The organism is Malacoplasma penetrans HF-2, assembly GCF_000011225.1.
Classification (GTDB): domain Bacteria; phylum Bacillota_I; class Bacilli_A; order Mycoplasmatales; family Mycoplasmoidaceae; genus Malacoplasma; species Malacoplasma penetrans.
On the sequence record NC_004432.1, the window covers coordinates 623,406 to 649,109 of the forward strand.

At 24.7% G+C, this 25,704-nt stretch carries 23 protein-coding genes; 14 read left to right on the plus strand and 9 right to left on the minus strand.

The genetic code is table 4. The features are described 5' to 3' along the window. Window positions 1-200 precede the first annotated feature (200 nt). Window positions 201-1,016 carry a hypothetical protein gene (locus MYPE_RS02545; protein WP_011077311.1) on the plus strand — a complete coding sequence of 272 codons (816 nt, stop codon included), beginning with the start codon at window positions 201-203 and terminating at the stop codon, window positions 1,014-1,016. 381 nt (window positions 1,017-1,397) lie between these two features. On the opposite strand, the gene MYPE_RS02550 is transcribed toward MYPE_RS02545, so the two are convergent. Both MYPE_RS02550 and MYPE_RS02555 read right to left on the minus strand, forming a co-directional pair. Further along, entirely contained in the window at window positions 1,398-2,414 is a 1,017-nt protein-coding gene (locus MYPE_RS02550) for an IS30 family transposase (RefSeq protein WP_011077312.1), read from the minus strand. Window positions 2,415-2,548: 134 nt separating this feature from the next. Then, a complete protein-coding gene (locus tag MYPE_RS02555) occupies window positions 2,549-3,403 on the minus strand; it encodes a hypothetical protein (protein ID WP_129374600.1) in 855 nt (284 codons plus the stop codon). Window positions 3,404-3,571: 168 nt separating this feature from the next. Here MYPE_RS02555 and MYPE_RS02560 point away from each other — a divergent pair, with 168 nt between their 5' ends. From MYPE_RS02560 to MYPE_RS02570, 3 genes are all read left to right on the plus strand, one after another. After that, a complete protein-coding gene (locus MYPE_RS02560) occupies window positions 3,572-4,105 on the plus strand; it encodes a hypothetical protein (RefSeq protein ID WP_044891254.1) in 534 nt (177 codons plus the stop codon). Window positions 4,106-4,234: 129 nt separating this feature from the next. Then, window positions 4,235-5,059 (plus strand): GNAT family N-acetyltransferase, encoded by an 825-nt coding sequence (locus MYPE_RS02565; protein ID WP_044891255.1) that lies wholly within the window; start codon window positions 4,235-4,237, stop codon window positions 5,057-5,059. A 123-nt stretch (window positions 5,060-5,182) separates the two neighbouring features. Next, window positions 5,183-5,413: a TM2 domain-containing protein gene (locus tag MYPE_RS02570; protein WP_011077316.1), complete on the plus strand. Its 231-nt coding sequence runs from the start codon at window positions 5,183-5,185 to the stop codon at window positions 5,411-5,413. Between the two features lie 69 nt (window positions 5,414-5,482). Here the strand turns inward: MYPE_RS02570 and MYPE_RS02575 are convergent, their stop codons facing one another. Both MYPE_RS02575 and dcm read right to left on the minus strand, forming a co-directional pair. Further along, window positions 5,483-6,775, minus strand: a complete 1,293-nt coding sequence (locus tag MYPE_RS02575) for an MAG4270 family putative restriction endonuclease (RefSeq protein WP_044891256.1) — start codon at window positions 6,773-6,775, stop codon at window positions 5,483-5,485. Window position 6,776: 1 nt separating this feature from the next. Continuing rightward, complete coding sequence (dcm, locus tag MYPE_RS02580) at window positions 6,777-7,964, minus strand: DNA (cytosine-5-)-methyltransferase (protein WP_011077318.1); 1,188 nt, start codon at window positions 7,962-7,964, stop codon at window positions 6,777-6,779. Between the two features lie 197 nt (window positions 7,965-8,161). On the opposite strand from dcm, the gene MYPE_RS02585 reads away from it, so the two are divergent. The 6 genes from MYPE_RS02585 to MYPE_RS02610 all read left to right on the plus strand — a co-directional run bounded on the left by MYPE_RS02585 (window position 8,162) and on the right by MYPE_RS02610 (window position 15,180). Further along, window positions 8,162-9,061, plus strand: coding sequence for an HAD-IIB family hydrolase (locus MYPE_RS02585; RefSeq protein ID WP_011077319.1), 900 nt, complete (start codon window positions 8,162-8,164; stop codon window positions 9,059-9,061). Between the two features lie 252 nt (window positions 9,062-9,313). Continuing rightward, window positions 9,314-11,449: an anaerobic ribonucleoside-triphosphate reductase gene (nrdD, locus tag MYPE_RS02590; RefSeq protein ID WP_044891257.1), complete on the plus strand. Its 2,136-nt coding sequence runs from the start codon at window positions 9,314-9,316 to the stop codon at window positions 11,447-11,449. A 1-nt stretch (window position 11,450) separates the two neighbouring features. Continuing rightward, on the plus strand, window positions 11,451-11,960 hold the full coding sequence (nrdG, locus tag MYPE_RS02595) for an anaerobic ribonucleoside-triphosphate reductase activating protein (RefSeq protein WP_011077321.1): 510 nt from the start codon (window positions 11,451-11,453) through the stop codon (window positions 11,958-11,960). A gap of 171 nt (window positions 11,961-12,131) precedes the next feature. After that, a complete protein-coding gene (locus tag MYPE_RS02600) occupies window positions 12,132-13,952 on the plus strand; it encodes a hypothetical protein (protein WP_044891258.1) in 1,821 nt (606 codons plus the stop codon). A gap of 506 nt (window positions 13,953-14,458) precedes the next feature. Continuing rightward, a complete protein-coding gene (locus MYPE_RS02605; RefSeq protein WP_011077323.1) occupies window positions 14,459-14,884 on the plus strand; it encodes a hypothetical protein in 426 nt (141 codons plus the stop codon). Between the two features lie 35 nt (window positions 14,885-14,919). Further along, window positions 14,920-15,180 carry a hypothetical protein gene (locus tag MYPE_RS02610; RefSeq protein ID WP_011077324.1) on the plus strand — a complete coding sequence of 87 codons (261 nt, stop codon included), beginning with the start codon at window positions 14,920-14,922 and terminating at the stop codon, window positions 15,178-15,180. An 89-nt stretch (window positions 15,181-15,269) separates the two neighbouring features. Here MYPE_RS02610 and MYPE_RS02615 read toward each other — a convergent pair whose 3' ends face one another. The 4 genes from MYPE_RS02615 to MYPE_RS02630 all read right to left on the minus strand — a co-directional run bounded on the left by MYPE_RS02615 (window position 15,270) and on the right by MYPE_RS02630 (window position 19,033). Beyond that, window positions 15,270-16,325 (minus strand): coproporphyrinogen III oxidase family protein, encoded by a 1,056-nt coding sequence (locus tag MYPE_RS02615; protein ID WP_011077325.1) that lies wholly within the window; start codon window positions 16,323-16,325, stop codon window positions 15,270-15,272. Beyond that, the gene (gene miaA, locus MYPE_RS02620; protein WP_011077326.1) at window positions 16,312-17,211 is read right to left on the minus strand and encodes a tRNA (adenosine(37)-N6)-dimethylallyltransferase MiaA; all 900 of its coding nucleotides are present in this window, start codon (window positions 17,209-17,211) and stop codon (window positions 16,312-16,314) included. The genes MYPE_RS02615 and miaA overlap by 14 nt, the downstream gene beginning before the upstream one ends. 186 nt (window positions 17,212-17,397) lie before the next feature. Continuing rightward, on the minus strand, window positions 17,398-18,372 hold the full coding sequence (locus MYPE_RS02625; protein WP_011077327.1) for a phosphotransacetylase: 975 nt from the start codon (window positions 18,370-18,372) through the stop codon (window positions 17,398-17,400). 10 nt (window positions 18,373-18,382) lie between these two features. Beyond that, window positions 18,383-19,033 (minus strand): hypothetical protein, encoded by a 651-nt coding sequence (locus MYPE_RS02630; RefSeq protein ID WP_011077328.1) that lies wholly within the window; start codon window positions 19,031-19,033, stop codon window positions 18,383-18,385. Between the two features lie 476 nt (window positions 19,034-19,509). On the opposite strand from MYPE_RS02630, the gene MYPE_RS02635 reads away from it, so the two are divergent. Both MYPE_RS02635 and MYPE_RS02640 read left to right on the plus strand, forming a co-directional pair. Further along, window positions 19,510-20,964 (plus strand): BglG family transcription antiterminator, encoded by a 1,455-nt coding sequence (locus MYPE_RS02635; protein ID WP_160162151.1) that lies wholly within the window; start codon window positions 19,510-19,512, stop codon window positions 20,962-20,964. A 224-nt stretch (window positions 20,965-21,188) separates the two neighbouring features. After that, complete coding sequence (locus tag MYPE_RS02640; RefSeq protein ID WP_011077330.1) at window positions 21,189-22,454, plus strand: hypothetical protein; 1,266 nt, start codon at window positions 21,189-21,191, stop codon at window positions 22,452-22,454. Window positions 22,455-22,525: 71 nt separating this feature from the next. On the opposite strand, the gene MYPE_RS02645 is transcribed toward MYPE_RS02640, so the two are convergent. Then, on the minus strand, window positions 22,526-23,320 hold the full coding sequence (locus MYPE_RS02645) for a tRNA 2-thiocytidine biosynthesis TtcA family protein (protein ID WP_011077331.1): 795 nt from the start codon (window positions 23,318-23,320) through the stop codon (window positions 22,526-22,528). A gap of 269 nt (window positions 23,321-23,589) precedes the next feature. Here MYPE_RS02645 and pdhA point away from each other — a divergent pair, with 269 nt between their 5' ends. Further along, on the plus strand, window positions 23,590-24,669 hold the full coding sequence (gene pdhA, locus MYPE_RS02650; RefSeq protein ID WP_011077332.1) for a pyruvate dehydrogenase (acetyl-transferring) E1 component subunit alpha: 1,080 nt from the start codon (window positions 23,590-23,592) through the stop codon (window positions 24,667-24,669). Further along, window positions 24,669-25,670, plus strand: coding sequence for an alpha-ketoacid dehydrogenase subunit beta (locus tag MYPE_RS02655; protein ID WP_011077333.1), 1,002 nt, complete (start codon window positions 24,669-24,671; stop codon window positions 25,668-25,670). The genes pdhA and MYPE_RS02655 overlap by 1 nt, the downstream gene beginning before the upstream one ends. Window positions 25,671-25,704: the final 34 nt, after the last annotated feature.

The window sequence follows — 25,704 nt, forward strand, 5'->3', positions numbered from 1 at the left end:
ACCTAAAAATGTAGTTATAAACAACTCTTTTTATTTTAAATTTAGCAAATTTTAAAAATCATTTTTAAATAAAAAAACATCTAAATGTCTATTTTTCTTGTTTTATGTGTTACTTTAAATATTATGATGAATTTAGAGAAATTAGTTGTTTCACTATTAAATTTTTGAAAAGCAGATTTTATAGTGGAAAGGTTTAAATTATGGATAAAGAATCATTTGAAGAATTAAAAAATCATCCTGTTGGTAAAGAGTTATCTGAACTGTATAAACAAATTATTTGTTATTACACACATATAAAAAAAGCGAAAAAGTGAATTAAGGAAAAAATTAATCCAATTTATGAAAAAGTAAAAAGCACAAAGATGGAACCTACTTATGAAGTTATACTTCATAATGTGTACACTGTAATTAATGACAGTTTTAAATATAAGTTATTAGTAAGTTTGAGATCTTTTTTGGAGATTTTAAAATCAAATAAGGATAAATATAAGCACAAATTTAAAGAATATTTTTTGGATATGTTGAAAGAAGTTTCTAGCAAAAATGAAACTAAAAATTATTATTTAAATTCTTTGATTTATTGAAAAAAGTGTACAGACACCAGTAAAAATGAAACAATAGATTTAGATAAAATTTCAGCTATATATTCAGAATTATCAAAAGCTGTTCATCCTAGTAGTGGAGAATTATTTGAAGTTTGAAATCCTGTTAAAAAATATATTGAAAATTTTGATAACTGAAATGTAAATATGGAAATAGATAAATTGTGTGATTTACTTTCTAAAAGAAATATTATGTCTGAAAAAGTTTTAAATTGTGACATAAATGAAAAAGGTCTATACAATAATTTAATAGAGCAAAAATGAATTCCATTCAATGATTTAGATAGTACACAAAAACCTTTTGCTATCAAAAAATATTTGTATTGAACAAAAGAATCCAATTGTGAAACTTGTTACTTTGACTGATTTTTGAATCAAATATTAGATCAAATAATTAAGAAATTTGAAATATAAATATTATTATAAATAGTTTAAGAAATAATGATAAAAATCAAATAATTAATAAATATAATAGATTAAAAATTGTTAACAAAATAGTTACGCCAAAAATCAATTAAAATAATGTTATTTATGTTGGTTTAGTAAATGAATATAAACTTTTGTTAGTTTAATTGGAATAGCCGATGTTATTTTAAAAATGTTAAATTTAAATCTTTAGTTTATTAGAGATTAAGCAAATTATTGCTTTATATTATTTTTATCTAGCAATTTATTAAAATAAAAAAGAAGAAACATTAATTTGTTTCTTCTTCCTTAATTGAAATATGAAGTGCAACATTAATGTTAGCATAAGAAATTCTGTTACCTCAAAAAAGGGAGCAGAATTTTTTTATTTTATCAGTTTAAAGAATTCATACATTTTTTGTAGTACTGATCACTACTCATATAGTTAAACATTTTTCTAGGCATTCTATTAATTTTGTTTTGGAGATTGTTTATTTCTGCATCACTTAACAAAGAAAAATCTGTACCTTTTTTATACACTCTTCTAATCAATCCATTAACATTTTCATTTGAACCCCTTTGATATGAAGCATAAGGTTCACAATAATAAACTTTACATTTTATTCAATAAGCTGCAATTCCTATTTTTGAGAATTCTATTCCATTATCTATTGTTATTGTCTTTACATGTAAGTTGTTTTTATTAACTAAACTTTTTATTGCTGAGTTAATAGTGAAAGGATTTTTGTTCTCAACTTTAGTAATAAATGAATTTCTAGTTTTTCTTTCTACCATTACCAATAAATTGCTATAACCAGATTGTCTTTTTCCTATGACTAAGTCTAGTTCCCAATGACCAAACTCTTTTCTATTAAGTATGTGTTTTGGTCTCATTCAGAAGGGATGTACATACTTTTCATCAAATTTTGAGAACATTCCTTTTTTTCTTTTTCTACCTTTTATATAAGCAGTTCTTAGATTGTCTGATCTTTTTTTAATTCATTTATTTGTTTGTATTCAGTTATAAATTTGTTTAGTGGAAGGAACTAAAACACATGGATAATTTTCTTTTATATAGTGTCTAGTTAATTCCACACCATGTCATTTGCAATTGTATTTTTCTGCAAATAATTCTGAGAAAGTTTTGTATTTTTGTCATAGAAAAAAGTTTTTATGGTTTCTTCTTTCTATATATTTTTTCTGTGCCTTTTCAGCACTATATCCTTCAACATTATTGTTTCTTCTGATCTCTCTTAAAATTGTGGATCTATGTCTTTTTAATTCTGTTGCTATTTGGTTAATATTTTTCTTTTGAACAAAATACATATGTCCTATTATTTCTCTTTCACCATAAGACAAATGTCTGTATTTGTTAGTATCATTTAGAGTAATTGTAGTGTAAAACATAATTGGTGTTCCTTTGTGCGTTTATATGGGGGCACCTTTTTTTATCCCAATAAATAAAAAATTGAAATGTTAGGTGCTACACAAATTATACTTTGCATGTTGCACTTCACATTTCAATCGGGGAAGAAGAAACATTAATTTGTTTCTTCTTTTAATTTTTTAATGTATTCTTGGTCATCTTCAGCAAAGTTAGTTGGTTTGTTAAGTTCATCACTATAAGCTAACTGATCCATTGGAGATGACATTTTATTATGATTAATTGGTGGTAATTCTTTTTCTAATTCATAATAAATTGGTTTTGGTTTCTTTTTAGATTTTTTGTCTTTAGCTTGAGGAACTTCTTCTTCATTTTCTCCTTCAAAAACATTTGCTAAAACCTGGTCATCTGAATTTCTAAAATCTTTATGTTTATCTTCAATATCTTTTAAATTTTCTCTTTCTTTTAAATAAACAAATTCATCTTCATCAATTACATTGTTTTCTAAAAGGTAGGTAAAGTATTGTAGTTTTGCTGTAGGGTCATATGAGTTAAATTCTTCTTCGGAAATTAAATCAACCATAAACTCATTTGGATTGCTTCTTTCAAAATATTTAATTTCTTTACTTACTTGTAAAGATAAATAATTTAAGAATATAAATGGTAATAGAAATGCAGATGCTACTGCTAATAAAGAATAATCATAATATAAATTTTCTTTATCATAGTTTTTTAATTTTACAGATTCATAGATTGCGTATCCTGCAAATATCTCACCAACAACAAAAGATAATATTCCTCCAATTACTCATAACCCATAAGAACAATAAGTCATAATTGCAGCAATTGTTTGTTTGGTTTGTAAAGCTGTTGAGCTAAAATCTGTAGTACTTGAAATATTAAAAACTGAGTTTACTACAAATGGTGTAGCAAAGAAAGTAATAATACCAATAATAATTAAAAATATTCCAGCAATTCAAAACCTTCATGCTTTCTTTGAAAGCTTATACATTGTTTTTAAAATTTTATGTCTATTCATATTTAATAATTAGTTAATGCTCTAACAAAAATTATAATCTAAAAATAGTAATCTAAGATATTTTAAAAAAATTTAACTAGAATATTAGCACTTTGATATAAAGAGTGCTAAAATATATTTGTAAATCATTTGGAGGATAATATGGAAAACAAAATTAACAAAATGAATAAATATAGAAATATTCATGAATTAGAAGTCCAAAAAGAGTTATTAAAAAGACAATTAAATAATTTACTTTTTGAAAAGTCAGAATTATCAAATGAAGATCTTTTAAAAATTAATGAACATAAAAAAACTATTAATGAAATAGAAAATAAAATTCAATTAACCAAAAAGGAAATTGAAGAATTAGATAGAAATAATAAGTTTGAATGCTCATATTCTGTGGTTACAGAAAATGGGAAGACAATTGAAACTTATAAGGTCAATGGCCAAGATGTTTCAAAAACTGAATATATTAAAGCTATCAAAGAAAACAATTTATCAAATAGAAAATATCTAGAAGGTTTTTTCAATAAATTAAATTCTAATTTTTTAGATAATGCTTTCTTTAGGGAAGGGTTACCATTTGAAAAAAGGTCAGATAAAAAATTACCTCATAGAAAAGAATGTAGTTGTCATGATGAAGAAAAAACAACAGATTTAACATCAAGCTTATTTGAGTTCTTTTTCTAAAATATATTTCTCATTAAATTAAAAGTGTTAGTAATCAACTAACACTTTTTATTTCTTGTTGTTATCAAATAATATTAAAAATGTATTATAACTAAACCCGAAGATTTTTATTTAATAGTGAAAGCAAATATGAAAATAGTTAAAGACATAAAAGAAGTTGATATTAATCAAGTTAAACAATTATATGATGAAGCATTTAATGATGAAATTGAATATAGAGAAGAATTAATTAATAATTACTTAAAGAATTCAAAGTTTTATGGTGTTGTTGATAAAGATCAATTAGTTATGATTACTTTTTTTACACCTAAAAGAATCTATTACAAAAATCAAAAACATGAAGCTTTTTTAATATTTGCAGTAGCAGTAAAAAAAGAATATCAAAATAAAAAAATAATGTCTAAATACTTATCTAAATTTATTGATGAAATGAAATTATTTACTGACTTTATTTTTATCCAATCTCATAATTGAGATATATACAAACATTTTGATTTTGTAGAATGTACAAAATTTTCTAAATGAATTTTAAGAAAAGATCAATTTTTAAAATTTGATAACATCAATGAAAAGACAAACTATGAAAACATCAATAAAATTAATATTCAATTTTTAAGAGATAACAACATTGATAACTTTGTATATAAAACTGAAAAGGAAAATAAAAAATACTTAAAACTGTATTTGAAATGTGGTTACCAAATAATAATGTCTAATCGTTCTTATTTGATATATGACCCTAAAATTAAAGAAATAGAAAAATATGCTTTTTTTGATCAAAGAGATTTTATTAAGTTAATTTCTTCTTTACCTTATGAAACAACAATTAATTCTTATATAAACCTAGATAAAAGATTTTTTGTTTTAAAAGAAGAAAGTCAAATTAAAACAAAGATTTGCAAAACAAAATCTTTTGATAAAAATGAGCCAATTTATTTTTTAGATAATTGATAAATAAGTTTATTTTAGTTTTAATACATATTAAAACATTTTTAAGTTATTATGAAATGCTTTAACCTTATAATATATTCTGTTGATATTATTAAAACATTTTGATAGCAATTTTATAGGAGATTTATGAGCAATAACAGAGAAACTGTAAGTAGTAATAGTTGAGTTGTAACATTACTTTTTGTAATTTTTTTAGGAGTATTTGGGATTCACAGATTCTATGTAGGTAAAATTGGAACTGGTGTTTTATTTTTACTTACAGGTGGAATTTTAGGAATAGGTTGAATAGTTGATTTAATTACAATTGTAATTGGTGGTTTCCGTGATAAATCAGGATTACGTGTAAAACCATTGTAAAACCATAGTTATCAAATTTATAAACTTAAAAAAATATCTAATAGAAATATTAGATATTTTTTTAATAATCTAGTGTTTAGTTTTATCATTCATTCTCTCTTGATAAGATTTCTTTAAGTATAATTTTCTTTCTGGTTTAAGTCACTCTTGTTTAATATTGGGAACTTCATATCTCCTGTTGTCTGAAAGGTAATAACAATTACCTTCTTCATTAAAATAAATGTATTTTAAATCATAAGCTTTATGTGTGTTTGGAGATAGTAACAAACAATTATTAGGGTCAGCTATTTCTCACATTGTTTTTTCACTTTGTTTGGATAATTTTACAGGAACAATATGGGCAACTTCATAACAAAAGAAACTATCTTTTTCACATGAGTTTATAATATTATTTTTGTTTTCAATCCCTTTATTTTTTGGTAAATCTATTATCTCTTTAAGTTCAATATTTAAAAGAGCTTTTTGATATTTTCTAAGAGAATTTTCTAATTTATTTAAGTTCTCTTTTAAATCTCTTTCTTCCAAATCCTGAGATTTATAATTGTTAATCAATTCAGTTATTTCTTCTTTTATTTTGTCACTTTTAACCTTGCTATTATTACTAAAAATTTGCTTTTCTAATTTACTGTTAAAAACTTGCAATTCTTCAAAGGTTAAAATATTTAAATCAAAATCATTGTTTAGTAAATAATATTTTGTGTAATTGTAATCATCTAACAATTCTTTAGCTTTTGGATTTAATTCTAAATAATCTAGTAAAGAAATTAATTCAATGTTCTTTACAGAATTAATATGGATATTTTTGTTAATTTTATAGATTTCATTTCTATTGAAAGGATTAGTGAAATTGTACCCATTAAAGTTTTTAAATGATTGATCACACGATTTTGGATAATAGATAATTTCATTTGATGCTCTGTTATTTTGTTCTGCACCTGATGGATTAGAACCTGTAAAAAATGAAATTGAGTCTTTTACTTTATTAGCTGACAATAAGCAATTATTAATTTTATTAATAATGTTTTGATCTTCAATCTTTAATCTGTTTGTTTCTTTATTTTCTTTTGAAATTTTATTTTTATCTAAACCTTTAGATGCCTGATATTCTTCTAATATTCCATGTCTAATTTTCTTAAATGATTCAGAATTCTTTTTATAGTATTTTGTGGGTTTAATCATTTCTTTATCAGTTGGTCTAAATTCAACTTCAGATACTTGGATAAACTGTTTAATAATTTTATAATCTAAATCTTTGTCATAAATATAATATGCAGTGCCACTAATTTTACATCCATTAGAGCTTTTGTTTAAAACAGCTTTAGTTACAAAAGGAATAGAAAAACCGTAAAACTTTTTATCCATTTTATTCCTCATTATTAACAAACTCTAATGTATTAAAAATAGCTTCTAAGATTTTTACAGGTATTGAGTTTCCTGCAATATAAATCATTTTATTTTCAGAAATTAAATTAGTTGATTGAACTTTTTTAAAATCATTAACATCAAATTGCATATACTTAAAACATTCAAGTGGTGTTAAATATCTTACACCTTGTTGAGTTTCAATTTTAATTCTTGAGTTTGCACCAGATGCAGTAAGAGTTGGCCCAATACCATTGATATTGTATACATAGTTTTCACTGTTAAAAGTTGTGTAATTTTTAAGAGATCTTGAAATGATGTTGCTTTTAGTTTCTCTAAAAGTAGTGGTTTCATATTTGTTTAAATTTAGATATTTGTAATTGCTACTATCAACTAATATATCTTTAATCTTTTTTGGAGGGTTTTTAACTTTTTCTAATTCTTTAAATTTAAAACCTGTTTTTTCTAGATAATCATCTCTTATTGATAAACAAAAAACTCTTTCTCTATTTTGACAATTATCAAAATTTTTAGAATTTAATAAATATGTTTTAGATTTGTAACCAAATTTTTCTAACTGCTTTAATCAAGTATTATAGTTTTTTTTGTTTTTATGACTTAATAAGTTTTTAACATTTTCCATTAAAAGATATTTTGGCATTTCTTCTTTGCTGAATGAGTTTTTAATCTCTTCTAAAATTCTTTCAATCTCTCATAATAAACCACTTCTAGTGTTTAGTTCTTTATCAATTCCTTTTTGTAATCCTTGGACACTTAAGTCTTGACATGGAAATGAATATGTAAAAATATCAATGTTTTTAGGAAAATTATCTTTGTTAACTTTTTTAATGTCAAATAAATTATTAAAGTGTTTTTTTGCATAATTCAAATAACTTGCTTTAATAGTGTTATTTATTTTTTTGATTCCATATTCACTTATAGGCATTTTAGAATCATTGCTAATACTTAAAATATCTTTGTCTAATTGCTCAATTTTAGGATTAAAATTTTTTGAATGAATTGCCACATATGAAACAATTGCGTCAACAAATCATTCAACCATACCACTATGTTGAATCTCTCAATTTTTGCTTCTTGCAATATTTTTTAAAGCCTTGAATTGTGAACCAATTCCCGCAAATGCTTCAAAAACTTTAATAACTTTAATCTTGTCCTTGTTGCTATTCATACTAAATTTTCACTATTAGATTTTACTAAAAGAATATTTTATCGATAAAAAATATTAACTACTATTAAGGATTTATTTTATTTAAATAAAATAGTTCATCAAGCAATTATTTATTGCAAAGATTTTAAAATTTATAAAAAATATTTCTCGTATTTATTTAAAATAATTTTGTTGATTATTTTACAAAGGGAATAATAATGACAAAATACAAACATATTTTTTCAGATGTTGATGGTACTTTAATTCACACTAGAAATAATGTGCCTACATTTGATCCAAATTTAATTAAAAGAATTGGTGAACTAAACCAATATAATATAGGATTAAGCATTGCAACTGGAAGACATTATCAAGATGTATTAATGATGCTAAAGAAAAATAATATTAATAATATTGAATATGTTATTGGGATTGCTGGTGCACAAATCTATGATTATAAAAATAAGCAATTAATTTCAAATAGAACTTTTGATGATGTTCAAGCTCATAAAGTTAAAGAAATCTATGATTTTTTAAATACTAATTATTTCAACCATTTTATTATTTCAGTTTTTACTCATACTGATAACAACACAGATGCAATGTACTATATTAATAATGAATCTAAAATATTTAGTCATTATATTGGTAAGTATGTAGCTAGAATGTCTACCAATATTGATTGTTTAAATCTTGTTATATCTAAAAGATTTACTACAGATAAAATTTACAAAGTAGCTTTGTATGTATATGACAAAGAATTTGAAAGAGATGAAACTTTGTTTGAAAAAGTTAGAAATGAACTTTGTGAAAAATGAGGAAAGTATTTTGATTTTGTAGTTTGTGGACCATGTTATTTAGAAATTTGTATGAAAAATATAAATAAAGGTTATGCCATCCAATATTTACTAGATAACAATTTAAAATTAAATACTGATGATTTAATTTGTTTTGGTGATTCAGATAATGATATTGAAATGTTTCAATTAATCAAAGATAGTGTAACTAGACAAAGTGCACCTGAAAGTATTAAAAAACATGCAAAATATATAATTGATAATGAACCATCTACTTTTGTTTTAGAAGCAATTGACAAAATGATGATTAACAAAAAATAGTTCTTAACTATATACCACAAATATTTAGATTTTTAGTAAAATAAACATTTATAAAAATTAATCAAAAAAAATAATTTATTTATTCTCTTTTGAGTTTTTTATTTTAATATCTTATTGCTTTCAAATTATTGAAAAGCTTTTTATAAGTAAAAATATATTAGTTGAAATAATTGATAATAATCATACTAAAGTATCAATGTTTTACTATCTTTTATTTCTGTTTCAGATTATTAAAAAGGAGATTTATTGCTTATGTATACAAATGAACAATTAATAATTATCAAGAAAGATAATACTAAACAAAGTTTTGATCCTAATAAGATTAAAACTGCTGTTTCAAAATCAGCAGTTAGAGTTATGGTTAACTTCACTGAACAAGATTTAGATAAAATTGTTAATAATGTCTTAGATAAAATCAGACAAAGTGAATATAGTGAAATTCATATTAGTTTAATGCATAACTTAGTAGAAAAAAGCTTAGAAGAACTTTATCCTGCTGTTGCTAAGTCTTATAAAGACTATAGAAACTATAAACAAGATTTCATTCACATGTTGGATGATGTTTATAAAAGAAGTCAATCTATTATGTATATAGGTGATAAAGAAAACAGTAACTCTGATAGTGCTTTAGTTTCAACTAAAAGAAGTTTAATTTTTAATGAATTAAATAAAGCTTTATACAAAAAATTCTTTTTAACAACTGATGAACTTCAAGCTTTTAATGATGGATATATTTATATTCATGATTCATCTGCTAGAAGAGATACAATGAACTGTTGTTTATTTGATTTAGCTAATGTATTAAAAGGTGGATTTGAAATGGGTAACATTTGATACAATGAACCTAAAACTTTATCTTCAGCTTTTAATGTAATAGGTGATGTTGTTTTATCAACTGCAGCTCAACAATATGGAGGTTTTACACTTCCTGAAATTGATAAAATTTTAGGAAAGTATGCAAAACTTTCATATGAAAAATATTTAAATAAATATTTAAGTTTAGGTCTTAACTATGACAAAGCTCAAGAAGTTGCTTTATCAGATTTAGAGAATGACTTTACTCAAGGATGACAAGGAATAGAATACAAATTCAATACTGTTGGTTCATCTCGTGGTGACTATCCTTTTATTGCCATTACAATTGGACTTGGAACTGATCAATTTTCTAAAATGGCAGCTAAAACTTGTTTACAAGTAAGAGCTAAAGGACAAGGTGAAGAAGGTAAAAAACGTCCTGTTTTATTCCCTAAAATTGTTTTCTTATATGATGAAAACTTACATGGTGAAAATAAGGTTAATGAAGATTTATTTGAAGAAGGTGTTTTATGTTCTTCAAAAACTATGTATCCAGATTGATTAAGTTTAACAGGTGAAGGATATGTATGTGATATTTATAAAAAGTATAAAGAAGTAATTTCTCCAATGGGGTGTCGTGCATTCTTATCTCCTTGATATGAAAAAGGCGGAATGTATCCATTAGATGAAACTGATAAACCTGTTTATGTTGGAAGATTCAACATTGGTGCAATTAGTTTACATCTACCAATGATTTTAGAAAAATCTAGAAAAGAAAATAAAGACTTTCATGAAACTCTAGATTACTATCTTGAAATGATTAGACAACTTCACATTAGAACTTATAACTACTTAGGTGAAATGAGAGCTTCAACAAATCCATTAGCATACTGCCAAGGTGGATTTTATGGTGGTAATTTAAAACCAAATGAAAAAATTAAACCAATTCTAAAAACATGTACTGCTTCATTTGGATTTACTGCATTAAATGAATTACAAATGCTTTATAACAACAAGACACTTGTTGAAGATGGTGAATTTGCAATTAAGACATTAGAATATATTAATGAAAAAGTTTTATCATTCAAAAATGAAGATAAAATCTTATATGCAATTTATGCAACACCTGCTGAAAGTTTATGTGGATTACAAGTTGAACAATTTAGATCAAAATATGGAATTGTTGAAGGAGTATCTGATAAACCTTATGTTTCAAACTCATTCCATTGTCATGTTACAGAAGATATTACTCCAATCCAAAAACAAGACTTAGAAAAAAGATTTTGAAACTTATCAAATGGTGGAAAAATCCAATATGTTAAATACCCAATAAACTATAATGTTGGAGCAATTAAATCATTAATCAAAAGAGCAATGAAAATGGGCTTCTATGAAGGTGTTAACTTATCTTTATCTTATTGTGGAGACTGTGGTCATCAAGAATTAAACATGAATAAATGTCCTCAATGTTCTTCAACTAACCTTACAAAAATTGAAAGAATGAATGGGTACCTTTCATATTCTAGAGTATCTGGTGATACTAGATTAAATGATGCTAAAATGGCTGAAATAGCAGAAAGAAAGAGTATGTAAGATGAGATATCATAACATTACAAAAGATGATATGCTAAATGGTTATGGAATCAGAGTAGTTTTATGAGTCGCTGGATGTTCTCATGCTTGTAAGGGTTGTCATAACCCCATAACACACTCTTTAAAAGGTGGAATCCCTTTTGATGAAGAAGCAAAAAAAGAACTATTTGCTGAATTAGAAAAAGATTATGTTGATGGGATTACTTTCAGTGGTGGTGATCCTTTACACCCTGTTAATATTGAAAAAGTTGGAGAGTTAGTGAAAGAAATTTCATTGAAATTTCCAAATAAAACAAAGTGACTTTATACTGGTTACATGTGAGAAGACATTATTACTAGAATTGATTACATTAATTTATTAGATGTAGTTTGTGATGGTAAGTTTGAGTTAGCTAAGTTCAATCCAAGATTAAAATGAGTTGGAAGTTCTAATCAAAGAGTAATTGATGTTAAACAAACCTTTAAAAGCAATAATGTTATTATTTTTAATGATGGATCTCAATCGATCTAAATAAATGAAAGTGCTAAGTTATTAGTACTTTTTTATTTTTTTGTTAATATGAAAACTTTTTTAAAAATTTTAAGGTTTTGATTTATAATAAAAATTTATACTAAAATTTGAGTTTACATTTTTAAATTGATAAAATTAATATGATATTCATCTTTTTGGACTTTATTACTTATGAGCAATTTAAAAAATCAAAATTTCAACAAAATTCTTTTAGAACAACAATTAATTAACAAAGTTAAAATTATCAAAAATAATATTAGAGTTCTGAATGCAAGAAAAATGAGAACTAATTTATTGCATGAAAAACAAGAATATTCAATAAGAATACAAAACCTTGAATATGAATTGAGTGCAATAACAAATATATTAGTTAATAAAATTCATTCTAAAAAAACAATAGATAGTTTAATTAGATCTAATAAAAAAGATCTTAAAGAGATTGATTACTTACTTAAAAATATTAAGCTTTCAGATAAAGACTATTTATACTTATTAAGCAAAAAAATGGATTTAAACCTTTTCATCTCTGAAATTTCAAGACACCTAATTAATGCTAAACAATATAATGTTTTCCCTAAAAGACCTAATGTTAATAGAAATGTTTTTAAAGAAAATAGAAGAGCATCAACTGAACCTTCAATAGAAGAGTTAAGACAAATGCTTTTAGAAAAAACTGATGGTGAAATATCAAGAATTATTAGAGATGTTCCAGAAAGCATAATTAAACAAATTTGAGGAAACATTAACTCAAACAATGAAGTAATTATCAAAGAGATGCCTGTAGAAGTTGTTAGAGAAGTTCCTGTTGAAGTTATCAAAGAAATCCCAGTTGAAGTTGTTAGAGAAATTGAGATTGAAAAAGAAGTAATTAGGGAAATCCCAGTTGAAGTAATAAGAGAAATTGAGATTGAAAGAGAAGTTATCAAAGAAGTTCCAGTTGAAATTATTAGAGATATTAAGATTGGTTCAGATTTAGATGAATTCACATTACAAGACTTTAAAAATATTCTTTTAAGTAAATCAAGTGAAGAGATTTCTGAAATTGTTAAAGACATTCCTGAAAATATTGTTACTCAAATTTGAGGTAACTTATCATCAACTCAATTTAAAGAAATTATTAGAGAAATCCCAGTTGAAGTAATTAAAGAAATTCCAATTGAAAAAGAAATAATAAAAGAAGTATATGTAGATGCTGACATCAATAATATTTCTTTAAATGATTTAAAAAATCTTTTATTAAACAAATCAAATGAAGAGATCTCTGAAATTATTAAAGAAGTTCCAGAAAGTATTGTTGCTCAAATTTGAGGTCATTTAACTACAACTCAAATCCAAGAAATTATTAAAGAGATTCCAGTTGAAGTTGTAAAAGAAGTTGAAGTAATCAAAGAAATCCCAGTAGAAGTAGTTAAAGAAATTGAAGTAATTAAAGAAGTTCCTATTGAGATTATTAAAGAAGTTGAAGTTGAAAAAGAAGTTGTTAAAGAAGTAGCAATTGAAGTGGTTAAAGAAACTCCACCAATTACTGTATATAAAGAAATTACAGTTCCAATTGAAGTTGTTAAAGAAGTTAAAATATTTGTTGGTCCAGATGGTAACTTATATGATGATGAAGGACGTACAAAAAGAATTGATTTAGCTTTAACAGATGAAATGCTTAACAATATGGGAATTGAATTATATCAAGCTGAAGAACCTATTGTATTTGATGAAACTCTAAACAATAGAAACCAACACCTTGAAGAGCATTTATCACAAAAAGAATATTTAGATAAATTAAGTCACCAACAATTAAATGACACTGTTGATTATGCTGAAAAAGCAGAAATTATAACTATGAATGACATGAACAAACTATATGAAAACAATAAATTAAATAGTAATAATTCTCGTAATGAGTCTGTAGTTAATAGAAATGCATTAGCAGAAGATGGTGAAGAACAAAATGATTTAGAATTTGATAGCTTAAGCTATGATTTCACTGATATTTAATTAAAAATGCAAAATTTAAAAAACCTATTAGAACAAAAATTCTGATAGGTTTTTTATTTTTTATCTTTTTTATGACATTGCACCTAAATTTTTACATTAATATAATGGAGACATAAAAGAGGGACATTTAAAAAAATTGTTTAAATGTAGTTAATTTAAACAATCAATAGAATCACACTCTTTATTTTGTTAATAAGCAAAGATATTGATATCTGCTATGTTACACCTCCATTAAGTTTTAAAAAACTTAATAATATTTTGAATTTGCTATTTAAACAGTATCTAAACTAATATAAATGCAATTGCTGTTTTATTGCATGTTCAGTTTCTATTTAAATATTTTTTGAAGAAAGGAGTTCAGACACCTAAGTTAATTTAATAATAATTTGATGAAAAATATATTAAATATAAAACATCAAAAATAATAGTGTTTTATAATTAATATATAATCTTTCAAACAATTTATTAGAGCTTAAATTTAGAGGTCTAGTTACTTAATTAAGATTATGAAGATTAACAAAAATAATATGCCAGAATCATTTACTGGTTCAATGAAAGAAAAAGATTTTATTAGCATTATAAAAGGCTGTAAAACTGTCAATGTTAAAAATCTAACTAAAATTTTTGAGACATATGTAGATGAACAAAATGGCGATGTGTTTGATACAATAGGAGTCAAGTGTTATATGGAATTTACTACTATTAAGAAAAGGCCAAAACCCTCAATTGATTTGCCACCAATAGTTCCCACTGATGATGTTAGAGAAATGCTAAAGATACTAATTACAGAGGTTAGAGGAATTAAGGAAGAGATAGTTGTAATAAAAGAGGATATTAAAACCCTTAAAGAAGATGTAGCTGTTCTTAAAGAAGATGTTTCTAAGATTAAAAGGTGTCCTACAATTGCTAGAGAGTTGGCTGAACTAGATTAGAAAAAGAAAGAATACCTATTTAAGTATATAAAATTATGAATTACGAAAGTATGAATTTTACTACTATTAAGAAAAGACCAAAACCCTCAATTGATTTGCCACCAATAGTTCCAACAGATGATATTAGAGAAATGCTAAAGATCCTAATCACAGATGTTAGAGGAATTAAGGAAGAAATAGTTGTAATAAAAGAGGATATTAAAATTCTTAAAGAAGATGTTGAAGTCCTTAAAAAAGATGTAGCTAAGATTAAAAGGTGCCCTACAATTGCTAGAGAGTTGGCTGAACTAGATTAGAATTAAACAATTAAAAAATGATAACTAAATTCAAGTTATCATTTTTTAATATTGCAATGCTTTGGTATTAATAATTTTTTAACAAAATACTAAATAATATCAATCAATATATCATTTAATAAATCAATGTTTTTTGCTCTTATATAATTGTTTTCAATAATAACTAAATTGTGGTTAATTTTATTTTTTAAATATAAATAAGCTTTTTTATTTCTTTCAACTGATAGATCAATTCCATTAGTTTTTCTTAAACCCATTATAAAAATATTTTCAAATAACTCATTATCATCTCATTCAGATTCTTCTTTTTTTCAATCTAGAATAGTTCCATTATTTTTATAATATATATTATTTTCAAGTCCAAACCCTGAAATTCCAATTGCCTTTCAGTCTTTAAGATCTCAATAAGCAATATTGTGTTTTGAGTAATATGCAGGTTCTAAAGCTCAGTTAGATATTTCATATCTATAGTAGTTTAACTTGTTGAAATAGGCTTTAATTTGCTCTAAATGATGTTCTTCTTTATCAACATTGATTTGATATTTTTGCTTATTTAAAATTGAACCTTCTTTAATTTCTAAAGAATAAAATGAAATATGGTTAATTTTATATTTTTCAATAAAGTTAAAAGTTTCTTCTAAATCTGAGTTTTTTAATAGTGGTAAATTATAAATAAAATCACATGAGATATTTTTCATATTATGCTTATGTAATAAATTAATTGCTTCAATTACATTTTCAATATTATGAGTTCTTCTTAGTAATTTCAAAATATTGTTATTAGTTGTTTGCACTCCCATTGAAATCCGATTAACATTATTTTTAAGAAGAGTTTCAATTTGACTACTTGTAATAAATTCAGGGTTAGCTTCAATTGTAAATTCATAATTATTTTGGAGCTTATTTTTTAAAGGAGATAATAATTCATCCAATAAGTTGTCATTTAAAAAATTAGGAGTTCCACCTTCTATATAAATTGTTTTATATTGATTGTTATCTTCTTTGATTTCAGAAACTATTTTTTTGACATATGAATTAATAATGTTTGGATCTTTAGTTTTAGTTCTATAAAAATCACAGTATGTACATATCTCTTGGCAAAAAGGGATATGGATATATAAATGTTCAACTTTATTTTTTGTCATTTAAAAATGCTTTACACTTGTCTAATAATTCATTATATTGATCATAGTTTGAAAAATTAAAATCAATTTTAAATTTATTTCTAATTCATGTTTCTTGTCTTTTTGCATAGTTTCTTGTTTTTTGTTTTATTAAATCTAAATTAGTTTCTCTGTTTTCAATTATTGAATTATAAATTTCATCATACCCCAAAGCCTTTAAAGCATTGGTATTCATCATAGAGTTACCATTTGCTTTTATTAATTGTTCAACTTCTTCTCTTCAATTGTTTTTAAACATTTTATCTGCTCTATCATTAATTTTTTTGTATAGAATATCTCTATCAATTATCATTCTAATTAAGAAAAAATCATATAAAGGTTCTTTGTTGTTTTTGTCTAATACTGATTTTTTAGTGTTGTTATTAGATTCAATAATTCTCAATGCTTGGATTAATCTTTTTTTATTATTTTTAGATATTTTTAAAGATTCTTCAAAATCAAGTTTTTGAAGCTTTTCATATAACTCATCATTAGATAGATTACTATAGTCCAAAGTTAAATCTAATTCATTTAGCTGATAGTTATTAATTAAACAATCTATATATAAATTAGATCCACCTTCCAATATAAAGTTTTTATCCATGTTGGAATTTATTAGTTCTTCTATTTCTTCTTTAAATCTTTTGATATGTCAAACTTCATTAATAGATACATGGTTAACAAAATGGTGCTTAATTGCATTTAAGTTTTCAATCTCAGGTTTATTAATCCCTTTACTGATTTCTTTATAAACTTGATAAGCATCACATACTATAATTTCACTTTTTAAATCTTGAGCTAGTTTAAATGTTAAGTCACTTTTACCACTAGCAGTAGGTCCAACAACAATTATTAATTTCTTTTTCATATTTAAGTTAAATTTCAATATTTATATAATAAGGAAGAAAACTCAAATTTAGTTAAATAATTAATTTATAAAATAAATATCAATTTATATTTTTAATTTTCTTTTTATAAAAAATAAAAAAAAGAATAACACTATATAAAATGTTATCCTTTCAATTTATATTAAATTAATACAAATTTATTTAAATTAGTTTTTAGTTTGTAAAGCAGTAACATAGCTTAAAGAAACTACTTCAAATAAACCTGCACCTCTACTTAAATCATTTACTGGTTTATCTAATCCAATAATAATTGGTCCAGTTGGTTCAAATCCTGCATATCTTTGTAAAATTTTATAAGAGATATTTCCAGCATCTAAGTTTGGGAAAACAAATACATTTGCATCTCCACTTCATGTACAGTCTGGACTTTTTTTAGATCTAATTTTAGAATCTACTGCTGCATCAAATTGGATTTCACCATATACATTTGCATGAGGGTTTTGTGGTAAAGTTTTATAAAGTTCAAATGCCTGTTTTACTTTATCAACAGATTCTCCAGCACCACTTCCATTAGTTGAATAACTTAGCATTGCAACATTATTATTTACAATTTTTAATGTATTAACAATGAAATCTACACAGTTATATACAATCTTTGAAAGTTCTTCAGCTGATGGGTTAATAACTAACCCAATATCTGAAGCAAAAATTGATTTATCTTCTCTTTCTAAAATCATGATACTGTTTACAATACTTCCTTTTTTAGCTTTAATAACTTGTAAAGCTGCTCTTAAAGTATCTTTTGTAGTATATTCAATTCCACAAATTGCCCCTCAGTTTTCATTACTTTTCACCATTAAACAAGCAAGGTAATTTGGTTCTTTTGAAAGTTTAACAGCATCTTCATAAGATAAACCTTTTTCTTTTCTTAAATCAAAAAGAAGGTTAGCATATTGTGATAAGTCACTATTTTCAATAACAATAGTTTTCACATTTGCAGTGTTATTAAATCCATTTAACTCTTCTTGAGTTCTAAAAATTACTACAACATCAACTAAGTTTTCATTTTTAACTTGAGTTGCAGCTTCTTGAATAGTTTTGTTTCATCCTTCTGCATATACAATAGTCGGTTTGTAACCAAGTGATGAAACATCTTTTTTAATATTTTGAATAATTTTCATGTTTTTCTCCTTATTTTATTTCTACAATATCTGGGATATTTAAATATTGTTCTAAGATTTTAGTAGTTATTTGAATAACTTTTTCTGGAAATTTATTAGACACCACTGATGAATTAATAAATTTAATAGCCTCATTAAATAAAGTATTAATCATTTGATCACTTGGCAATATCTTAATGATTGAAACAGTATTTGTCTCATCTTGTCTAAAGGTATCACAAATTGGTCCATAGAAAGAATTTGATAAACAGCTTAAATACTCAATTAAATCTTTTTCTTTGATTTTGAAATTTTCCATTAATTCTTTTTTTGCTGTCTCTTTAAATTTCTTTCAGCTAAAGTTATTTAAATCATCTTGTTTGATTACATAATTTTTAATTATGTATCTTTCATTACCTTCTTTTACTTTTTCTTCTAATTGTTTTTCAGTTAAAAGTAATTTTTCCATTGAGAATCAAAATTTTAAATTTTGGCTAAAAGAAATATTTTTATTACAATTAATAATTCAATTAGATAAATCATTTCAAAAAATGTTAATTTTTGAAATGAATTTCTCAATATCAACCTCATCTTCTCCAGTAAAACAAGCTATAGTTTCAGATTTTCCAGTATAGTCATTCAATTCTGGTCAGACTAAGCAACTAATTTTATTAGGTTCCATTCATTACCTCTTTTTATAATATAGTCTTAGAAAAATTATATAACTTAAACTTATTTATTATTAATTTATAAGTATAAGAAGTAATAAGGGGTTTTAATACTTTAATAATCTATAGTATAAAAAAATGCAAAAATTTAATATGAAATTTTAAACAAACAATACTCCAAAATATTTTATTAAGGGGTTGATGTGTGGTATAAAAAACTTATAAATTATTATTAATTTATGTTTTAAAAAAATGTAATTAAATCATAAAAAGATTAATTCCACATATATAGGATGATAAAAACACTATATATAATTACATTAACAACAAGCATAAATAATTAAAATTAATGATTATTTATGACTAAAAAATATCTTGGCACTAAATAGAAAATATTAATAAAAAACTATTTAAAACTAAGTTAATAAGATTTTATTTATATTTAAAAAGAAGTGGCTAAAGTATGTGAAATAAAAACAAAGTAGATCTGATGAAATTATTAATCAAAAATGAAATCACAAGTATAGAAGAGATGTCTAAAGCTTTAAACTTGAAAAAACGTTCTATTTATTTTTACATAAAAGAAATAAATGATTTACTTAAAAAATACAAATTGAACATTATAAAAAATAAATGAAATGAAGGTTTCACTTTTGAAGGTGATTTTGAATCAATCGAAAAACTAATTGAAAAAGAATTTTACTTATTCTCTCATGAAGAAAGATTAGGATATATTTGTTTTGATGTTGTAGTTAATAATGCTAAAAAAACAATGCAAGAATATGCAGACACATTTGGTGTATCTAAAAACACTATCTTTTTAGATGTTCAAAAAGGTCCTAAAATGATGTCTAAATATAAATTAAGATTCTATTTTGATAAAGAAAAAAATATTTGTATTACGGGACCAGAAACTCAAAAAAGATGTTTTTTAATCCATTATATTAATGATTTTGTTTTAGCAAATGAAGACTTCATTGTTCATAAACTATTTAAAGTAAAAGAAATTAGAAGTTCTGAAATAACTGATGTTGTTAGAGATATTGTTGATAAATTCAGAGAAAGTAGTTTATATATTAATGAAAAATACTTTAAGTTCTTGATTGCATATTTATCAATTTTGAAAATCTATTACAGAACAAATACAAAAGCATCAATTGAATTATCTAAGTCAATAATTGATAATATTAAGAATTCAGCTTACTGAGAAAGTTGTTCAGATTTGTTTAAATATTTTTATGGAGATCAAGATTTAATCCATGAAAAATGTTACTTAGTATTACTAATGACAAGTGGTTCTATTAATGATAATGGAAAATTCTCAGAAACTGTTTTAGCTTCTGAAATTAAAAATCATTCAGCAGGATTATCTGAAGCTGTAGATACATTCTTGAAAAATATTAAAGCAAATAATTCAATTCAATATAACCAGGAAAAGAAACTTAAAGCTAATATAGTTGATCACATTTTAAGATCTTATTTAAGAATTAAGTATTTCTTAATGGGTTCAGAATATTTAAGAATTAAAGATGAATATAAATTTATTTTTAATTTTGTAAAAGAAAATATTTCAGTAATTGAAGACTTTTTAGGGGTGAAAATTTTTGATGATGAAATTGGATTAATCTCTTTATATTTCATTTCAGATTTATTCTCAGACAACAGCTCAAAAATAAGAACAGCAGTAATCTTAACTCCTCATCATAATATTGAATCATTAGTAGAAAAACAATTATTAAGTACCTTTGCAAATTTAGATATTGATAATATTACTAATCTAAATGATTTCTATAAAAATGAAGATAAGTATGATCTTGTTTTAAGTGCAATTGATTTACCTAAAAATTTCAATTACCTAAGAATTGGTAAAGTTCTTTTTGATGATGATAAAAAAGATATCAACATTAAAATTAAAAAGATTTTAGAAGAAAAATCATTGAAATAAAATTAATTTACAAATGCTATAAATTTTTAAGTTTATAGCATTTTTTATTACTTTAATATAGGTATATTAATGAATCAAAATAAAGTTTTAAGTTACTCTTTATTTTAAAATTTATTAATAAAATTAGTCATATTCAAAATATAATAATAGGTTGCTTTTCTTGAAAATTAAATTTGTAAAAAATATAATTATATTATATGTTTTGTGAATAGGAACATTTTTTTATGATGAATAAAAAGACAAAGAAAAAATTTTTATTAAAAACAGCTTTTACAGCTTTAATTGCTTCAGCTGCATTACCAATTGCTTTTTCTGCAAATGTTAATCATCAAGTATCAAAGGTTTCAAATTCATTGAATGCCACAGAAGCTCAAACTAGAACTACTAACAACTTTAGACTTAGTACTTCTAATGCTGCTAATGGATACAATGAGTATAGATTATTAGATAGCAGTGGAACTGATCAAGGGATTGGTATTAAAGTTCCTAATTTTACAAACACTTCAGAATCTGCTCAAAATACAGCTAACACTATTCTTCAAATGTATTCTGGATTACCTTCAGTTGTTTCAACAAAAGGAGATTCAACTGAATATAGTGACTGATCAATAAGTAATCTTATTAGTATTGATGCAACTAAATGACAAACATCAGGAACTAATGTAGCAAAAATATTTAACTTATCTTCTTATTCGACATATAAAAATAACTATCAAAATAATTCTACAAGTACAGCAACTCCAACTGCTTTTAATAATTTAGATGCAGACAACACTTTGCCAGCTTTTGCAGATTTAAGAATTAGTGATGATAACACTCAACAAGTAACTGAAAATTATTTAGATTCATTAGGTTTACTTTGTTTACAAATTACAGTTACCCAAGCAACAAATGCTTCTACCGGTGGTGCTACATGACAATCATTCTATGTAATGATACCTGGTTTTGGTGGTTCACTTAAAAGTTCAAAAGTAACTAAAAATAATATAATGTTACCTTCAAATTATTATGCATCTGGAGTATCATCAGTTTCTAATGATAATTTAGTTTCTTATTTAAATAGTAGTTGAGAAAATACAAAAGGTAATGTTTCTAGACCAAACATAACAATCTCAAGTAGAAACAATAATGCAAGCAGTGGTGAAATGTCATTTACTTCAACATTCTCATTTGACACTAATATTGAAGGATCACAAAGCAATGTGTCTTTAAAAGATAGTTTTAATGGAATTGTAGATAGTTCAACAACTTCACTTTCTCAAACTACAAATCAACATATATCAGTAGATGCTGGTACTAATGTTTATGATACTGCTATAAGTTATTCAAGAACTTTTGTAAGTACAGGTTTCCAACCATCACCTGTTGTTTCTAACCAAGAAGTTATCATTATTACAAGTGTTATTATTGGTATTATCTTCTGTCTTTGTGTACTAGCTTATATTGTTTCTTTATATACAAGAAAACTAAGATTTAGAAACTCAATGTAATTTTATTTATTTAATATTAAAAAATCTATTAGTTAAAGCTAATAGATTTTTTTTGATCTTTATAAATAAAATTATTGATAAGTTTCTTTTTTAATTTTTTCTACTAAATCTTCATACTGATTTTCTTTTTTAGAAAATCATAAATCAAATTCATTTCCATTAATTAAAGCATGGAAGAAATTTTTATAACTTATCTCTCATTTTTTATTTTTATAAAAATTAGTATTTAAAAAGTCCTTCATAGTATCACGCTGTGTAAAACCTTCCATTGGGCATCCGCATGGAACAATTGGCATATTTTCTTTATTAGCAGCTTTAGCAATATCTTTTTCTCTAGCAAATATAAAAGGTCTAATAAATCAAATATCTGAACGATCTAAATACATTGATGGTTTAAATGTTGCAATTCTACCTTCATTTATCATGTTCATAAAAAATGTTTCTATTGCATCATCTGCATGGTGACCCATTGCAACTTTGTTACAATTTAATTTTTTTGCTTCATCAATTAAAATTGCTTTTTTTAATTTAGAACATAGTGAACATTGAATTTTACCTTTTTTAATTTGGCCTCTCAGAATTTCACCCATTGTGGTTTCTACAACTTTAAAATTAATTCCCATATCATTTCAATATTTAATAATAGGATCATATTCTATGTGACATAAATTCATCTTTAAATGAATGCCTACAACATCAATATCTCAATTTAATTCACTCTTTACAATTTTTTTATAAATTGATAATGCTTTAAGCATTAGCATTGAGTCTTTACCACCACTTACACCGACTGCAATTCTATCTCCATTTTTAATCATATTAAAAGCCTTGTTAGCTCTAATAATACTACCAATGCATGTTCTCATATTATTCCTACAATATATAAATTAATTTAACTTTATGTATTATATTAAATAAGATTTTTTAAAAAATATTTATATTATTTTTTTTATTTTTCTTTACAAAAACAAAATTTAAAATATTAAATAAACTTAACTTATCTTAATGCTAAAAATTGTGTTTATAATTAATAGTAAAAAATATTTACCCTTATTACCTTAAATAAGGTAATAAAACACATAATTGTGGATGGTAAATGTTTTTTGTAAATGTATATATTTATAAGGAGAAATAAATGTTGATCAATAAATATACAAGTAAAACTGAAACTTATTCAGTACTAGATATTGATGGGAATGTAACTCAAGTAGGTTATAGAATTCCATTATCTAATGAAGAAATTGAAAAAGCTTATTACACAATGGTCCTAACTAGAAGAATGGACGAAAAAATGATTAAGTGACAAAGACAAGGTAAAATGCTTACTTTCCCACCTAACATGGGTGAAGAAGCTTTACAAGTTGCAACTTCTATTAGTATGGATAAGCAAGACTGATTTGCACCAGCTTTCAGATCTGCTGCTGTTTTCTTACATAGTGGTGTTCCAATGTGAAAAATTATGTTGGTATGAAAAGGAAATGAAGCAGGAAATGCAATGCCTGAAGAATTAAACTTCTTACCATTTAATATTCCAATTGGTACTCAATACTCTCATGCTGCAGGGATTGGGATTGCATTAAATTACCAAAACAAACCAAATGTTGCTTATACAGTAATTGGTGATGGTGGAACTGCTGAAGGTGAATTCTATGAAGCTTTAAACTTTGCTTCAGTTAGAAATGCACAAACAATTTTCACTGTTAACAACAACCAATGAGCAATTTCTACTCCAACTTCTAAAGAAACTGGTCAAATGGATATTGCTAGTAAAGCAATTGCTGCTGGATTAGATTTTATTAAAGTTGATGGAAACTGTTTATTTGCATCAGTTGATGCTATCAGAGCTGCTAGAGCATATGTTTTAGAAAACAAAAAACCAATTCTTGTTGAATTTGTAACTTATAGAAAAGGTCCTCACACAACAAGTGACAACCCTAGAATCTATAGATCTGAAGAATATGAATGTGAACAAGAAAAGAAAGATCCAATTTTAAGACTTGAAAGATGAATGGCTCAAAATGGTCTTTTAGATGAATCTAAAAAAGCTCAAATCATTGAAAAAGCTGATGCTGAAGTAGAAGAAGCTTACAAAATTATGGAATCAAAATTATCTGTAAGTGTTGATGATGTTTTTGATCATACGTTTAAAACTCTTGATGAATCATTACAAGAGCAAAAAAATGAGGCTTTAAAAATTTTTGGAGGTAACAAATAATGTCTAATAAAACGATTCTTGTTAACAACATTGAAGCAGTAACAAATGCTTTAGAATTAAATATGGAAAAAGATCCTAGCATCATTGTTTATGGTGAAGATGCTGGATTTGAAGGTGGAGTTTTTAGAGCTACTCAAGGCTTACAAGCTAAATTTGGAGAAAAAAGAGTTTTTGATACTCCAATTGCTGAAGCTGCAATCATGGGTACAGCTGTAGGTGCTGCACTTGCTGGATTAAAACCAGTAGTGGAAATTCAATTCTCAGGATTTAGTTTCCCAGCAGCTCAAAACTTATTTACTCATGCTGCAAGATATAGAAATAGAAGTAGAGGAAGATTTACTTGTCCTCTAGTTGTGAGAATGCCAATGGGTGGAGGTGTAAAAGCATTAGAACACCACTCTGAAGCATTAGAAGCAATTTTTGCTCATGTTCCTGGTGTTAAAGTTGTAATGGCTGCTACTCCTTATGATGCAAAAGGTTTATTAACTGCTGCAATTAATGATCCAGATCCAGTAGTATTTTTTGAACCAAAAAGAATTTACCGTGCTTTCAAACAAGAAATTCCTGAAGGACTTTATGAAGTTGAAATTGGTAAAGCAAACATTGTAATTCCTGGTAATGATGTAACTGTAGTTTCATATGGTGCAAACCTACATGATTGTTTAGCTGCTGTTAACCAATTAAAAGAAACTAACCCTAACATCTCAGTTGAATTAATTGACTTAAGAACAATTAAACCTTGAGATAGAGAAACAGTTATTAACTCTGTTAAAAAGACTGGAAGATTAATGGTTGTTCATGAAGCTGTTAAATCATTCAGTGTTAGTGCTGAAATTATTGCAACAGTTAATGAAAAAGCTTTCTACAGTTTAAAAGCTGCTCCAGTTAGATTAACTGGATGAGACATTACAGTTCCTTATGCTTTAGGTGAACACTTACAAATGGTAAGTCCTGAAAGAATTGCAAAAGAAATAATTTCACTAGCTTCTATTAAAGAATAAAAAAAGTAGTAAAATTATATAGTATGTTTTTTTA